Source organism: Leminorella grimontii (assembly GCF_039789245.1).
Lineage (GTDB): Bacteria > Pseudomonadota > Gammaproteobacteria > Enterobacterales > Enterobacteriaceae > Leminorella > Leminorella grimontii.
The window spans coordinates 4,298,432-4,314,170 of record NZ_CP146357.1 but is presented as its reverse complement, the minus strand read 5'-3'; the positions used below and the strand labels follow the sequence as shown (position 1 = coordinate 4,314,170).

General features: G+C 54.8%; 11 protein-coding genes and 2 pseudogenes. 6 read left to right on the top strand and 7 right to left on the bottom strand.

Annotated elements, in window-relative coordinates; genetic code table 11:
• Window positions 1–337: 337 nt before the first annotated feature.
• Window positions 338–1,570 carry a LysR family transcriptional regulator gene (locus tag V8L73_RS19700; protein WP_347253820.1) on the bottom strand — a complete coding sequence of 411 codons (1,233 nt, stop codon included), beginning with the start codon at window positions 1,568–1,570 and terminating at the stop codon, window positions 338–340.
• A 136-nt stretch (window positions 1,571–1,706) separates the two neighbouring features.
• On the opposite strand from V8L73_RS19700, the gene galB reads away from it, so the two are divergent.
• The 4 genes and pseudogenes from galB to V8L73_RS19680 all read left to right on the top strand — a co-directional run bounded on the left by galB (window position 1,707) and on the right by V8L73_RS19680 (window position 5,775).
• Window positions 1,707–2,444 carry a 4-oxalmesaconate hydratase gene (gene galB / locus V8L73_RS19695; protein ID WP_347253819.1) on the top strand — a complete coding sequence of 246 codons (738 nt, stop codon included), beginning with the start codon at window positions 1,707–1,709 and terminating at the stop codon, window positions 2,442–2,444.
• Window positions 2,441–3,156 (top strand): annotated as a pseudogene (locus V8L73_RS19690) (4-carboxy-4-hydroxy-2-oxoadipate aldolase/oxaloacetate decarboxylase). The gene galB and the pseudogene V8L73_RS19690 overlap by 4 nt, the downstream one beginning before the upstream one ends.
• A gap of 215 nt (window positions 3,157–3,371) precedes the next feature.
• Window positions 3,372–4,799, top strand: a complete 1,428-nt coding sequence (locus V8L73_RS19685) for an anion permease (RefSeq protein WP_261831886.1) — start codon at window positions 3,372–3,374, stop codon at window positions 4,797–4,799.
• A gap of 199 nt (window positions 4,800–4,998) precedes the next feature.
• Window positions 4,999–5,775, top strand: coding sequence for a substrate-binding domain-containing protein (locus tag V8L73_RS19680; protein WP_347253818.1), 777 nt, complete (start codon window positions 4,999–5,001; stop codon window positions 5,773–5,775).
• An 83-nt stretch (window positions 5,776–5,858) separates the two neighbouring features.
• On the opposite strand, the gene V8L73_RS19675 is transcribed toward V8L73_RS19680, so the two are convergent.
• Both V8L73_RS19675 and V8L73_RS19670 read right to left on the bottom strand, forming a co-directional pair.
• A complete protein-coding gene (locus V8L73_RS19675; RefSeq protein ID WP_027273809.1) occupies window positions 5,859–7,202 on the bottom strand; it encodes an MFS transporter in 1,344 nt (447 codons plus the stop codon).
• Window positions 7,203–7,326: 124 nt separating this feature from the next.
• A complete protein-coding gene (locus V8L73_RS19670; protein WP_347253817.1) occupies window positions 7,327–8,493 on the bottom strand; it encodes a M20 aminoacylase family protein in 1,167 nt (388 codons plus the stop codon).
• A gap of 422 nt (window positions 8,494–8,915) precedes the next feature.
• Between V8L73_RS19670 and V8L73_RS19665 the strand changes: the two genes are divergently transcribed.
• On the top strand, window positions 8,916–9,311 hold the full coding sequence (locus V8L73_RS19665; RefSeq protein WP_027273811.1) for a GFA family protein: 396 nt from the start codon (window positions 8,916–8,918) through the stop codon (window positions 9,309–9,311).
• Between the two features lie 302 nt (window positions 9,312–9,613).
• Window positions 9,614–11,272 (top strand): annotated as a pseudogene (ggt, locus tag V8L73_RS19660) (gamma-glutamyltransferase); the annotation flags it as partial.
• 7 nt (window positions 11,273–11,279) lie between these two features.
• On the opposite strand, the gene phrB reads toward ggt, so the two are convergent.
• The 4 genes from phrB to V8L73_RS19640 all read right to left on the bottom strand — a co-directional run bounded on the left by phrB (window position 11,280) and on the right by V8L73_RS19640 (window position 15,716).
• On the bottom strand, window positions 11,280–12,707 hold the full coding sequence (phrB, locus tag V8L73_RS19655; RefSeq protein ID WP_347253816.1) for a deoxyribodipyrimidine photo-lyase: 1,428 nt from the start codon (window positions 12,705–12,707) through the stop codon (window positions 11,280–11,282).
• Between the two features lie 14 nt (window positions 12,708–12,721).
• Window positions 12,722–13,501 carry a YbgA family protein gene (locus V8L73_RS19650; protein WP_422655602.1) on the bottom strand — a complete coding sequence of 260 codons (780 nt, stop codon included), beginning with the start codon at window positions 13,499–13,501 and terminating at the stop codon, window positions 12,722–12,724.
• A gap of 327 nt (window positions 13,502–13,828) precedes the next feature.
• On the bottom strand, window positions 13,829–14,053 hold the full coding sequence (locus tag V8L73_RS19645; RefSeq protein WP_347253815.1) for a hypothetical protein: 225 nt from the start codon (window positions 14,051–14,053) through the stop codon (window positions 13,829–13,831).
• Between the two features lie 517 nt (window positions 14,054–14,570).
• Window positions 14,571–15,716, bottom strand: coding sequence for a serine hydrolase domain-containing protein (locus V8L73_RS19640; protein WP_347253814.1), 1,146 nt, complete (start codon window positions 15,714–15,716; stop codon window positions 14,571–14,573).
• Window positions 15,717–15,739 lie beyond the last annotated feature (23 nt).

Here is a 15,739-nt window from a genome sequence, read left to right as displayed (position 1 = left end):
GCAGACATACGCGCAAGTTAAACTTACTTCTTTTGAGGTAATCACACATTGATAGCGATCAAAACATAATGGGGAAATCTATCGTGCTTTTCTTATCCGGTCACATTTTACAAAAAATAATGCCAGGATTTAGCCCAGACAAGGCTATTTATCCATTTTGCTTATTAACGTGCTTATTTTTGATTTCCATTCAAATTATGCTTGCTTAGATAATGAAATCGATATTTCTTATATTCTAATGAGAGCGGAAACCATCAAAAAATAGTGTCGCAAAATGAAAGAAAACAAGTTTATCTAACGCCGCTTTGGCATTAAAAAACGCAAATTAAAATGCGGGTTAATTTTTCGTTTCCTGAATAATTTCGCGTATACAGCGAAGCAGCGCGTCGGTAGCGGGAGAATGCAGCGCGCCAAGCCGGGTCATCAGGCCGATTTCTCGGCGAGTATCGGCGAGGCTGATGCTCAACGCCACCAGAATGCCTGCAGAAAGCTCGTAGTCCAGCTGATGCGAAGAGACCGCCGCCACCATATCAGACCCCAGCAGCAGCGTTCGCACTACCGCGGGGTCGCCGCTTTCCACTACCGGCTTTGGCGACGCCATCCCCATCTTTCTAAACGCGTCTTCCAGCAAATAGCGCGAAGGCGCGTGGTTACGAGGTAAAATCCACCGAGCGTCGCTCAGCTCGGTCTTGTTTAACTCTCTTCCGGCCAGAGGGTGTTCGGGCCTCACCAATAAAACCAACTCCTCTTCAAACAGCGCTTCATTATGAACCTCTGGAATACTGCCCTCCTCGCGCAGCGCGCCGATAATAAAATCCACGTCTCCGGCGCGTAGTTCCGTCACCATTGAAGAAAACTCGCCTTCGTTAGTTGCGACTTTAATGCCTGAGTGAAGAGAAACCAGCCGGATTATCGCCTGCGGCAGCAGGTAGGCGCGGCTGAGCGGCAGCGCGCCGACGTAAACGGTTCCCGTCAGTTGCCCCCTGTGGGCGGCGATATCTTCAGGAATGTGGCGAATTTCATTAAGCGCACGGCTGATGCAGGGAGCGATTTCATGGCCCGCCGGCGTGGGCATCATTCCCTTAGGCGTGCGGTCAAACAGTGCGATACCCGCCCCCTTTTCCAATACCTTCAGCGCCGCGCTCACCGCCGGCTGGGTCACGCTCAACGCGTTGGCAACGCGCAAAGTGTGGTGCAACCGGTAGAGGGACAGAAAGATCTGCAGGCGGCGTTCGTTAAAAAGCCAAACCGGCTCTGCATCTTCGCTCTCCACCCCGTCCCGCTGCCGCAGCCGGCTCAACAGAGTGGGGATACGGCTAAGTTCGGCCATCGCATTGCGAGCGCGAGGCAAAACTTTTCTTCCCATTTCTGTCAACAGCATCCCTCCGGCGTGCCGCTCAAACAGAGAGACGGTCAAAATGTGTTCAAGATCACGAATTGAATACGTAATTGCGGACTGAGTACGAAATAAATTACGCGCGGCCATAGACGCAGAGCCCCGCTCGGCAATCATGCAAAAAGTCCTTATCTGCATAATTTTTATATAGTTACCTACATTCTTCTTTCTCATTTCTTTATCACTCCGCGAGCGCTCATTTTTTAAACATAAATAAAATTCATACCTAACGCAATAAAACTCACTACCTCCCGCCTATGGGCCCAAGCCAGAATGCAGAACAGAGATAAACGGCAAAAAGGATATCGACATGACAAACGCTTCTTCCAAAACCGCGCTGGTGGTCAGCGCTCACTCGGCCGACTTCGTCTGGCGCGCGGGCGGCGCTATCGCTCTGCACGTTGAGCAAGGCTATCGGGTACATATCGTTTGCCTCTCTTACGGCGAACGCGGCGAATCCGCCAAGCTGTGGCGCAAGGGCAGCATGACGGAAGACGTCGTCAAGGCGAGCCGTCGCGAAGAGGCTGAGGCGGCGGCGAATATCCTCGGCGCCAGCGTCGAATTTTTCGACATGGGCGACTACCCTCTACGGGCCGACAAGGAAGACCTGTTCCGCCTGGCGGACGTTTACCGTCGGATACAGCCCCACTTCGTACTCACTCATTCGCTGGCCGACCCCTATAACTTCGATCACCCGCTGGCCGCCAGCCTGGCTCAGGAAGCCCGCATCATTGCCCAAGCGGAAGGGTATCGTCCTGGCGAACCGATAGTCGGCGCGCCGCCGGTTTACTGCTTTGAGCCCCACCAGCCGGAGCAGTGCGGTTGGAAGCCTGACGTGCTGCTAGACATCACCTCCGTATGGGAGAAAAAGTACGCCGCTATCCAATGTATGGCGGGCCAGGAGCACCTGTGGGAATACTACACTCGCGTAGCGCTGCAGCGCGGCGTGCAGGCAAAGCGCAACGTCGGCATCGCCAGCGCCAAGGTCATCACCCACGGAGAAGGCTATCAGAGCCTCTTCCCGCGCGTAACGGAGAACCTGTCATGAGCGTCGTCAACGCAAAAGGCATCGTGGTCACCCATATCGAGCGGGTAGAAGACGATCTGCTGCCTCGCTTCGCTGAATACGGCGTGGCGACAGTGCACGAAGCACAGGGCCGCAAGGGCTGCTGGACGTGCGCATTCGCCCCATACAGCAGGGCTGCAGCGTCGCTGGCAGCGCGGTCACCGTGCTGGTAACACCCGGAGACAACTGGATGTTTCACGTCGCCGTGGAACAGTGTCGGCCCGGCGACGTACTGTTAGTCTCCCCCACCTCCGACTGCCACGACGGCTTTTTTGGCGACCTGCTGGCCACATCGCTACGGGCGCGTGGCGTAACGGCGCTGGTAGGCGACATCGGCATTCGCGACAGCCAAACGCTGCGTGAAATGGGCTTCCCCATCTGGTCTAAGGCGGTGTGGGCGCAGGGTACGGTGAAAGAGACGCTCGGCTCGGTCAACGTGCCGATTGTCTGCGCCGGTCAGCTCGTCTACCCCGGAGACGTCGTTATTGCCGACGATGACGGCGTCGTCATCGTACCGAGAGCGCAGGCGCGAGCCGTTGCCGACAGCGCACAAAAGCGCGTTGACCTCGAAGAAGAGAAACGCCTGCGCCTATCCCACGGCGAGCTGGGCCTTGATATCTATCAGATGCGAGAAAAACTAGCCAAAAAAGGGCTGCGCTACGTTAACTCTCTCGACGACCTGACGCCGCCATAATCAGGGCTCGAAGCGTTAGCCTTCGGTTCGTCAACGCACGCTACTTTGCATTCAATCCCGACGCAGTAAAAAGCGTCGGGTGGGATTTCTATCGCTTTTAATGGCGATAGTGCTAATGACTGAACGGGAAATATCGCTGGCGTAACCCAAAAGAATTCAGGGCCTTTTAATGAATTATTGAAAATCACAACACGTTAAATAAGAGAGACCACAGCATGAATAATAAAATATGGAAGTTGTGTATCTTGGTATTAATACCGCTCATCATATGGTTTATTCCTCCCCCCGACGGGTTAACCGAATCATCATGGCGCCTGTTCGGCTTTTATCTGGCGGCCATTTTTGGCCTTATTCTAAAACCGTTTTCAGAAGCGGTCGTACTGATGGCCGCCGTGGGCTTCGCCGGCATTTTTCTCAACAATACGAGCAAAATCCTCGTCGGCTACTCAACCTCAACCGTCTGGCTGGTGTTCGCCGCTTTCGGCATCAGCGTAGCGTTCGTAAAGACCGGGCTTGGCCGGCGCATCGCCTATCATATGATAAGGGCGTTCGGCAGCACGACGCTTCGCCTCGGGTACGTCACGGCCTTTTTAGAATTCGTCATCTCTCCCGTCACGCCGTCCAATACGGCGCGCAGCGGCGGCATCGTATTTCCGATTGTGCTTTCCGTCGTTAAAGCATTGGGCTCAGAGCCGGGAGAGAGCGCCCAAAAAGCGGGTTCTTACCTGATGTCCAACATCTACTTCGTGATGAAGGTTAGCAGCTTTATCTTTATTACCGCCATGGCGCCCAACCTCCTCACCGCCGACTTTGCGGCGAAGATCCTGGACGTACACCTCGACTGGGGCATTTGGGCGCTGGCGATGATCGTACCCGGTATCGCGCTGCTGCTGATCGTTCCCGCTATCGGCTACTATCTGGATAAGCCGGAGATTACCCACGTCGATAATAAAAAGATCGCTCAGGAGGGGCTGGCCGAACTGGGGCCAATGACGAAAAATGAAAAAATCCTGGTCGGTATTTTTATCTCCGCACTGCTCGGCTGGGCGCTGCCGTCCATTCTGGGGCAAGGGTTTGGCATCGGCCTTAAAATCGACGCAACGGCGGTTGCCATCGTCGCAACGGTGCTGTGTATTCTACTGGGCGTCATCAAGTGGGACGACGTGCTGAACAACAAGGGCGCCTGGAACACGCTGCTTTGGTTCGGCGGCATCATCGGGCTGGCAAGCGCGCTGAACAAGGCCAAGGTGTTTGACTGGCTGGCGTCGCTTATCCAAAACAACATCGATTTTGGACACAACCCGTTCATCGTTTTAACCGTTATTGGCTTTCTCAGCATTGCCGTGCGCTACTTCTTCGCCTCGGCGAGCTCGTACGCCATCGCCATGCTGCCAGTATTCCTTACCGTAGGCAAAGTCGCCGGAGCGGACCCAATGGCCCTGGCGCTGGTGTTGGCCGCCACCAATTCTTACGGCGGCTCATTAACCCACTATGGAGGCGGCGCAGCGCCCATTATCTTCGGCGCAGGCTATAGCGAAGTTAAAAAGTGGTGGATATCCGGCGCGGTGATTGCGATTGCATGCTTTATCGTCACAATGACCGTCGGCTACGTTTGGTGGCAGTTCCTGGGGATCGTTAACTAATTCAAGACCGCCATATAAACAATATCGCGTTATATATTACCGCCCGATAATAACTATTACCGGCCGACCGCCTTTATTTAATAAAAAATAGCGTGCGTATTTATAAGGTTCGTTTTGGATGCAGCTCCTTATTTTTTAATTAACGTCGGATGCAATGACATTAATTAAGTGAGAAATATGTACATATGGAGATACACTGATGAAATTACCTAAAGCGATCGCTGTGGGGTTATGTATGAGCATTACCGGCCTCGCGGCCTCGGCGTCAGCGTACGCCTCTTCCGATAAGCCAGTGACCCTCAGGGTCATCTCCTCGATGGCCACCCGTCAGGTTCTGTCCGAACTTGTCGTACCGTTTGAAAAACAGTCGGGATATCGAATTGAGCTGGCGTCGGTCGGCGGAGTAAACGCCGCCAAACGCATTGAGGCGGGAGAGGATTTTGACGTTGTTATTCTTGCCTCCGGCGCAATCGACACGCTTATCGCATCAGGCAAGGTCGTTCCCGATAGCAAGACCTGTCTGGTTAAATCCGGCGTAGCCATCGCCGTACGGGAAGGGGCTACAAGGATGGACATAGGCAGCGAAGAGGCGGTGAAGCAGGCCGTTCTGAGCGCCAAAACCGTTGGCTATTCGACCGGCCCAAGCGGCGTATACCTGTTTGAGCTGTTCCAACGCTGGGGCATTGCCGACCAAATTAAAGACCGCATCGTGCAGGCGCCCGCAGGCGTGCCGGTAGGTGCATTAGTAGCCAAAGGCGAAGTTGAGCTCGGCTTCCAACAGCTTAGCGAGCTGCTTCATCAAGAGGACATCACCGTACTTGGCCCGCTGCCCGCTGACATCCAGACGGTTACCCGCTTTTGTGCAGGCATTACCGTTAAGTCAGCGCAAAGAGAAGCGGTTCAAGCCCTGCTGGACTACTTGACCTCGCCTGAAACAAACGAGGTTAAAATCAAAAACGGCATGGATCCGATTTAAAAAGCGCATTCAGCAAAATGCCCCCGGCTTCGCAAAAAACCGGGGGCATCTTTCATCATGCTGTCAGGCAGTAATGCCGACTATCAGTTTTCCAGCCGCTTGGGATCGCGAAAGAACGGCAGCGCCAGCATCGATAGCAGCGTCGCACCGCCCAAATACCAGGCGGGCGCCGTCAGCGAGTCCAGCCAAACGATAGACTGCGTGGCGAAAAACTGAGCGAAGCCGCCGAAAATCGCAACGCCGATGCTGTAAACCATGGCAAAGCCCATGGCTCGAATGCGCTTTGGCAACAGCTCGGAGATAACCAGCATCACCGGCACCGCGCCCAGCGTGGTAAAGCACACCATCACGAAGACGACGCTTAGCAGCACCGCGGGCGTCGGGTAGTTCACCAGCAGCCAGAACGACGGATAGGCAAGGATCAGCACCGCAATTCGCGCAATAACAATCAGCTTCTTACGCCCCAACCGGTCGCTCATCGCGCCTACCAGCAGGCCACCGCCGAAGGTCAGCACGCCGGCCAGCAGCATGGCCGCATAGGTATAGCTTTGCTCCACGTGCAGATACTTGCCGGCGAAGGTGCCGTAATAGTAGAGCGAAATGTAGGTCGCCACCGTCGTGCCGATGGTCAACAGAATGCCGACGGCGATCACGCGAATGTGCTGCATCAGCAGGGACATGGTGCTTTCCGTTATCTCTTCAACCTTTTTGGCGGCGGCATTCTGACGCGAGGCCGGCGCCATGTCGTTTTCCAGGCTCAGGCGCAGCCAGCAGCCGATGGGCGCCAGCGCAACGCCGATAAAGAACGGCACGCGCCATCCCCACTCGGACATCACTTCAGGGTTGCCGCTCACGCCCGGCAGGTAGACGGTTAGGCACAGGGCGGTCAGGCCGCCGAAGGTAGTCGCCAGGCCCTGCGTCGCCAGCGCCCAGCTGCTGTAAAAGCCGCGACGGTTGGCGGGGGCGGACTCCACCAGCATTGACATCGATGCGCCCACCTCGCCGCCGGCGGCCACGCCCTGAATCAGGCGCGCCGCAACCAGCGTGACGGTGCCCCAATAGCCTGCCGTCGCATAGGTCGGCGCAATGCCGATCATCAGCGTGCCGATGCTCATCAGAGTGATGGTCAATACCATCGCCGGCTTGCGGCCAAAGCGGTCGGCGTAGGCGCCGATAATAATGCCTCCCAGCGGGCGCATGAAGAAGCTGACGCCGAAGGTGGCAAACGCCAGCAGCAGGCCGACGTTGGAGTCGCTGCTCGGCGGGAAGAAAAGCACGCCGATATAAACGACGAAAAAGTTATAAACGCCGAAGTCGAAGAACTCCAGCGCGTTGCCGAAAGCGGATGCGAAAATAATGCGGCGGCCGTTGACCTTCTTGACCGGCCTGTCCGTTACGTTATCTTCTGCGGTGAGTGCGTCTGCCATGGTGTCTCCTTTCCTTAACCATCCTGTGTGGCGATGGAAATTTTCTTTTTATTATTAAGGCGCGCCGGGCGGCGTCGCCTGTGCTGTTATTTCCGGCCGGGCCTTCAGCGCCCGGCCTAATGGATTATTTTAAATAGCGCTCGACCAGCGCGCCCCAGAAGGCGCTGGCGGGAACCAGACATTTGTCGTTAAAGTCATATCCCGGATTGTGAACCATGCAGGAACCTTCGCCCTTGTCGCCGTTGCCGATGAACATGTAGCAACCGTTCGGATTCGCCTCCAGCATGAAAGCGAAGTCTTCACTGCCCATCAGCGGCTTGGATCCGTAAACCACGCGATCTTCGCCAAACTGCGTTTTGGCGACGTCATAGGCGAGGTCGATCATCGCCTTATCGTTCACCAGCACCGGCGTGCCGTTGACGTGTTCTACGTCCGCCGTTGCGCCAAAGCTCTCCGCCTGCGCCTTGGCCAGCGCGGGGATGCGCTTGAGCAGCAGCTCGCGGGTTTCACGACTAAGCGAGCGTACGCTTAGCTTCATGACCGCGCTGTCGGGGATCACGTTGGCGGTGTGGCCGGCCACGATGCTGCCGACGGTGATGACGGCCGCTTCCAGAGGATCGACGTTACGCGCCACGATGCTTTGCAGCGCCGTTGTGATATGCGCCGCTACGACGATCGGGTCGACCGCGTGCTGCGGCATCGCGCCATGGCCGCCGACGCCGTGTACGATAATTTGGAACTGATCCATCGACGCCATAAACGGCCCCGGACGGAAGTGGAATTCGCCGACCGGATAGCCCGGCATGTTGTGCATGCCGAAAAGCGCGTCGCACGGAAAGCGGTCAAACAGCCCCTCTTTCACCATGATTTCACCGCCGTTAATCAGCTCTTCCGCCGGTTGAAAAATCAGATGCACCGTGCCGTTGAAGCGGCGGGTTTCCGCCAGGTACTTGGCTGCCCCTAAAAGGATGGTAGTGTGGCCATCGTGGCCGCAGGCGTGCATACGGTTAGGCGTCTTGCTTGACCACGGCTTGCCGCTGGCTTCCTGAATAGGCAGGGCGTCCATATCCGCGCGCAGCCCAATGGTTTTCTTGCCGTCGCCGACTTTCAACGTGCCGATAACGCCGGTTTTTGCCATACCGCGATGGACTTCATAGCCCCATTCAGTCAGCTTTTCGGCTACCAGCGCGCTGGTTTTTACCTCTTCCAGGCCCAGTTCAGGATTTTCATGGATCTGGTGGCGAATATCGCATAATAGGGATTCATACTCTTTGACTTTTTGTTCAATCATGACGCTTCCTTTTTTATCCCCAGTTCACAACCGGCATAAATCGATAACCTGACTGCCTTCATCGTTCGCAAACGAACCATATAGAAATATCAGCAAGAAATATGCCAAAAGGCATTTTTATACCGACAAGCTGGAGAATACGCGGTTTTTAAAACGGTGCGTCACCGGTGGTATGGTTCCATGACCGCCGATGACGTTAGAAAATAAACGGCAATATCATTCTGCTCTTTTTGGACAATATCAGATTTATAGGAAGGGAGAAAGAGAAAGGATCGTCCACTAATTGCGTCAACCTCGGCAATTTATCAGATGATAATCCCAAAAAATAGCCATTATTAGATATTTTATGGGAGTCATTTTCTTTTCAGAAAGATTGATGCTTAACTCAAAGGGAAACAGAAAAAACAACAAGGAGCTTAAACATGTTAACGGGACACTGCCTGTGCGGACGAATAAGCTATCGCCTCGATCAGGACATTGAACGAATCATTTTTTGCCACTGCGAAAAGTGCCGCAGGGCGACCGGTACGGCGTTCAACTCGGCGGCGCTGATAGACGCCGACAAGTTTACCCTGCTCAGCGGCAAAGAGAGCATTAAAAGCTTCTCCTCTTCTCCCGGCGTACACCGCCTGTTCTGCGGCGAGTGCGGTTCACCGCTGTATAGCGCCAGAGACGCGCAGCCTCAAAGCTACCGCCTGCGGATAGGTACGTTGGATACTCCCATTAACCCAGAGGAAAAAATCCATATTTTCGTCGCGTCCAAGGCCGCTTGGGAAACCCTGTGCGACGACTACCCGAAACACGATGCATCATTTTAGTGCAAAACAAACGCATTGCCCGCGCTAAATTAGGGCAATGCACTTCATTGAAGCATTTGATTTTCTAATAATTTTACCTTTTTACAACGTTATTTTGATAGCGTGACGAAGATCACACTTAATCCGCGATTTACCCCTTTTTACTCTCTGGTCAAAAGTTCACCTATCCATTAGTGTGAACGTTTTGTTGCATTTTCAGCGTAATAATCCATGAGGAGGTGTCTATGCTAAGGCAGTTAAAAAGGAGTCCATTCCACTTTTTGCTCGTTGCGCTACTGCTGTTCTGGCAAGGAGCGGCGGCGGCCAAGGTCGTCTCTTACGGCGTTGAAGAGGATATCTTTCATCCGGTCTATGCCAAAAGCGGCATGGTGTCATCCGTTGATGAAACGGCAACCCGGGTCGGCGTCGATATTCTGAAACAGGGCGGCAACGCCGTTGACGCGGCTATCGCCGTTGGCTATACGCTGGCGGTAACGCACCCGCAGGCGGGTAATATCGGCGGTGGCGGCTTTATGTTGATAAGGACCAAAGACGGTAAAACCACCGCCATCGACTTTCGCGAAATGGCGCCGTCCAAGGCCTCCCGAGACATGTTCCTGGACGACAAGGGCAACGCCGACAGCAAGAAGTCACTCACCAGCCCGCTGGCCTCGGGCGTACCGGGAACGGTAGCGGGCTTTGCCCTCGCTCATGAGAAATACGGCTCAATGAAGATGGATAGGCTTATCGCGCCCGCCATCCGGCTTGCCAAAGACGGCGTTAAGGTCAACGACGCGCTGGCGGACGATTTGGCAGTGTATGGCAAAGAGGTCCTGCTCGACCACCCCGCCAGCCGCGCCATTTTCTTTAAGCCGGACGGTACGCCCTGGAAAAAGGGCGAGCTACTCAAGCAGCCTGACTTGGCCAGCAGCCTTCAGCTTATTGCCAAAGAGGGCCCGGACGCGTTCTATAAGGGAAAAATCGCTGATGAAATCGCAGGCGAAATGGCAAAAAGCGGCGGCCTGATAACCAAAGAGGATCTTGCCGCCTACCGCGCCGTGGAGCGCACGCCGGTTTCCGGCACCTACAAGGGCTACGAAGTGTTCTCTATGCCTGCCCCGTCGTCCGGCGGCATCCACATCATTCAGATCCTCAACATTCTGGAAAACTTTGACCTGAACGCCATGGGGCAAAACAGCGCCGACGCCATTCACGTGATGGCGGAAGCCATGAAGTACGCCTATGCCGACCGTTCGGAATACCTGGGCGACCCGGACTTCGTCAAGGTGCCGGTCGCCGCCCTGACCAGCAAGGCCTACGCCAAAAAGCTGGCGTCCCAAATCAACATGGACAAGGCCAGGCCGTCGTCTGAAATAAAGCCGGGCGAGCTGGCTCCTTATGAGAGCGATCAAACGACCCACTTCTCGGTGGTCGATGCCGAAGGCAACGCGGTGGCGGTCACCTATACGCTGAATACCAACTTCGGCAGCGGCATCGTGGCGGGTAAAAGCGGCATCCTGATGAACAACCAAATGGACGACTTCTCCGCCAAGCCGGGCGTACCTAACGTCTACGGCCTCATCGGCGGTGAAGCCAACGCCATTCAGCCGGCCAAGCGCCCGCTATCTTCCATGTCGCCGACCATCGTCACCCACGACGGTAAGCCGGTGCTGGTTACGGGCAGCCCCGGCGGCAGCCGGATCATCACCACCGTGCTGCAAATCGTGCTTAATACCGTGGAGTTCAAGATGAACATCGCCGAGGCTACCAACGCGCCCCGTATCCACCACCAGTGGCTGCCGGAAGAACTACGCGTTGAAAAGGGCATCAGCACAGACACCATCAAACTTCTGGAGAAAAAGGGGCATAAGGTGGTCGTCAAGCCAACGATGGGCAGTACGCAAAGCATCGTCGTTACGCCGGAAGGGCTGTTTGGCGCTTCCGACCCGAGGGATAAGGACGATTTGACCGCAGGCTATTAATCCTCCGCTATGGCTGGCGTAAACGTCTGGCGGCCTCATACGCCGCCAGCGTTTCCGTTCTGGCCTGGCCGTGTTCGACAATCGGCAGCGGATAGTCGAGCCTCTTCCTTTGTTTCTGCGCCCAAACGTGGGGCTGATGCACCGCGTCGCCCGGCACGCCCGCAAGCTCCGGGAGCCACCGCCGAATAAATTCCCCCTGTGGGTCAAAGCGCTTTCCCTGCAGCGTGGGGTTAAAAATGCGGAAATAGGGCGCCGCGTCGGTCCCCGTGGACGCCGCCCACTGCCAGCCGCCGTTATTCGCCGCCAGGTCGCCGTCCAGCAGCTGCTGCATAAAGTAGCGTTCGCCAATGCGCCAGTCTATCAGCAGGTCTTTGACTAAAAAGCTGGCGCAAATCATGCGCAGCCGGTTGTGCATCCATCCAGTGCTATTGAGCTGGCGCATGGCGGCATCAACGATGGGGTAACCGGTAGCGCCGGTTTGCCAGGCCAACAGCGCTTGCTCGTTTGAACGCCACGGCACGCCGTCCGTCCAGCCGATGAAAGGACGGTGCTTGCACAGCAGGGGGAACGCCACGATAAGGTGGCGATAAAACTCTCGCCAAATCAGCTCATTTAGCCAGCAGAACGCCCCGGAATTTACGGACTCCATTACGTCCGGGTACTCGATCCGAAGCCGGTTAAAGCACTGGCGCGGCGAAAGGACGCCGACGGCAAGGTACGGCGACAGGCCGCTGGTTCCATCGACGGCGGGAAGATCGCGCTTCGCCGCGTAATCGGCCACCCATTCTCGGCAAAAGGCGGTTAAACGCCGTAAAGCCGCCGCCTCTCCGGCAGGATAAGCCGCATCCACGTCGGCACTCGGGTAGTCAAACGGCGCGAGCTTTTCGACGTCAATCGCCGCGCCTCGTGAACGTGGCGCGGGAAGCGAGCCAACGTCAGACGTCGCCAGCCGTCGAATAAACGCATTGCGAAACGGCGTATACACCTTGAACATCTCGCCACTGCCGGTCAGCACGCTGCCGGGAGGCAGCAAAAGCGCGTCGTCAAAAGCGTAGCGGGCGACGTCTGCACCCAACACATTCTCAAGCAGGTCGTCCCGCAGCCTCTCATTCACCTCGTATTGACGGTTATAGTACAGGCTCGTCACCCGCTGCCGCCGACAAAAATCGGCCAGCCAGGTAACGGACTCGGCAAAATCCCCCACCTGATGACAAATAAGCTCGATACCTAATGCGGCCAAGTCTCGCTGCACCAGCAGCAGGTTCTGATAGATGAAGGCCGCCTGACGCGGCGCCATGTCGTGCTTTGCCCACTGTGCAGGGGACGCGATAAATACGGCCAACACCTTGGCGTTCGAGTCGCTGCAGGCGGCATGCAGCGCCTTGTTATCGGTAATGCGCAAATCGTTGCGCAGCCAGACTAAGTGCGTGGCCATGATATTTCCTTCAGTTAGCCGCCGTAGCGTAAAAACATCTCTTGCGAATAAGAGACAAAATAGCGCTGTTGGGACAAATAGGCATCCGGATATTCATTCAGGTAACGCTTCAAGTGAGCGATCGGCTCCGCCAAAGGCAGCTCGCCCTGACGATAGCGCGCTATCTCATCGGCGAGTTCCTGACGCTGGGGCGAGCTGAGATAGCGGCGAAAATAGCCCTGAACGTGCATCAGCACGTTGGTATGATTGGCTCGCGTCGCCCTTTGGCTTAGCAGGGACATCAGGCGGCGGCGATATTCCACGGCAAACGCCGTCAGGTCGCGCCACGCGTCGATTCCTGCGACAAAGGGGCCAAGCTCGCGATACGCCGGCTGCGAATGCGCCAGCAGCACTAGCTTATAGCGGCTGTGAAAGGCGATAAGCCCGCCGCGGGTCAGGCCCTTTCGCCACAGTTCGTTAAGCTCATACAGCGCAAAAACCCGCTCAACGAAGTTCTCCTGCAGCGCTTCGTCGTGCAGCAGATGAGCATTTTCTTCAACGGGCAGCCACGGCATTTGGCAACGCAGCATGGCAGTAAGCGGGTCGCGCGCGCAGGAGGCATCGGCAAACAGGATACAGCCACATAGGCGCTTTGGCTCAGACAAAGGCAACGGACTCTCGGCATGAAGGCGCTCAACGCTCACATAGGGCGTTAGCTGCGCAAAAACGCGCATACGCCACGCGTCGTCTTCCTCAAAACGCGCTTCGTCATCCTTTGAGCAATAGCCGACGCCAACCAGAATTTTATTGCCCACGTTTATCCCCTACACCAAACGAATACTGTTAAGAGTGTAGAAGATATAGGCCGCATCGCTGGCGGTTACATTTTTTAAAGCGATTTTTCACTTAACAAACGGGGATAAGAGGCTTTTTCAGGCAGGCGTCACAAAGGGGGAAAACGCTCCCCCTTTGCTTAATGGATATTGAAACCCTTTATACTCATCATTTTCTAAGCAACGGATCCAACGACCGCGCTACACTCCCATCTACGAGCCTTATTTATCAGGGATTGCATTATCCACAGTTCGATGCGCCAATGGCGAAATGTTCCATTACTTGAATAAACGAGAGTATACGATCAATTAGCCGAACAGCTTGCTAAAAAACTGAGACAGCGTGGTGTTGTCCAACAGTGTTTTCATTTCTTCTGATTCGAAGACTTTAGTCACTTCCTGAGAAACCGCATCAGCGGCGCCTTTGAGCCACTCACCGGCGTCCTGAAGCGCTTTTTGCGCCCATTCATCTATAGTAATATTGATACAACCACCGTTTACAGCTTCCATTTCTTTCACATCTAATTGACGCATAATAGTACATCCTTTTTAAAAGTTAAAAATAAATAATTGCCCTTAGGCGAGAGGTATTTAATAAAACGAATACCCCCAATGCAATAAAAAATGAAAATTAAGTAAAGTTAAGAAAAAAACCTATTAAATATAATGCATCCCTTATCGTTTAAGAATAACACATCACAAATAATAACAATGAAAAATCCGGCCGTTATAGGAAATAATTCACATTAAACAATAAAGCAAAACACACTGATAAAAAAGGAAAAATAGTTATTTAAATATTAACAACCATATTTAAGCAAATTATAAATAAAGAATAAGAAATAATGAAAACCACCCAATGCGTTAACATCGATCGACATATAACCAAAAAATAAAAACCATCTCAATATAAACGCCAATCTCATATTGAAAAATAAAAACAGAAGAGTTGCTACATAAAAAGAGATTAAAGTACAAAACGCAGTAAGAATTAAATAACGGCGCGTTACGCCATTAAAAATGGTAAAAGGCGCACTCAAGCGCCTCAACGCTAAAACTGACTATAAACGGCGCGACAAACGTCCCCCGGGAACTGCCCGAACAGTCCTTCCGGAGCGGTATTGGTCAGAACCACGACGCTCAGGGAACGTTCGAAGTCAATAAACCAGGAATGGCCATAAACGCCTCCCCAGCTTATCGTTCCACAAGATTGAGGGGAGTTTACCGCTGCAGGGTCTTTCAACACCTGCCAGCTGGAGGCGAAACCGTAGCCGGGGCCGAACTCCTGCTTTTTGCAGCGATCCCGCGCCAAGTTGTCGAACGTCTGAGCACCAAACAGCGGCGCGCCCTTCATACGGAAAACCTGCAGCAGCCGTTCTACGTCGTCCGCGCTGCCGACCATCCCCGTACCGCCGGACTGAAACTCATCCAACTTAAAAACTCGCTGTGGCGAAAAGTGAATGCCTCCTGCCGCCCCAACGTCAGCGTTTGTCATTGTCTCATCGTCCGCCATCGGCCTGGGCGCAAACTCGGTGTTAACGTAAGGAACGGCGAGCCGAGCGGGATCTGCCACGCTAAAAGCGGCGTCGCGCAGGCCAAGAGGTCGACAGACCAGCGACGCAATCGCTTCACCCAGGCTGCTGTCGCAGACGGCGGCAACGACCGCACCGAGCACGTCGGTTGCGACCGAATAAGCAACCGACGTTCCCGGCGGATACAGCAGCGGTGCGGACGCAATGCGATGCAGATTTTCAGCAAGCGTCAGGCCGGAGATATTCATTCCGTCCGACACGCCGAGCCGATGGTAGGGGCCTTCGGGCTCTTCGGCAAAGACATAGTTCAAACCGGCAGAGTGAGAAAGCAGGTGCTCTATCGTGATTGCCGGCCTGACGCCGTTGGGCAGCGTCGGCCTGAACGCCGGCAGCCAGCGAGTAACGTCATCTTCCAGCGACAGCTTGCCCCTTTCGAGCAAAACGCCGGTCGCCGCCGTCACAAACGGCTTGGTCACGGAAGAGAGGCGAAAGAGCGTATCCAACGCCATCGGCTTTGCGTTTTCCCGATCGGCAAACCCTGCCGCCCGCTGATATATCGGCTTACCGTCCTGAGCGACACAAACGACGGTGCCGACAATCGCCTGCCGTTCCCCCGACTCAGGGGAAACGGCGCGGCTGATAACGCTGTCTAAAGCTAACTGCATAATAATCTTCCTCTCTTCATTTC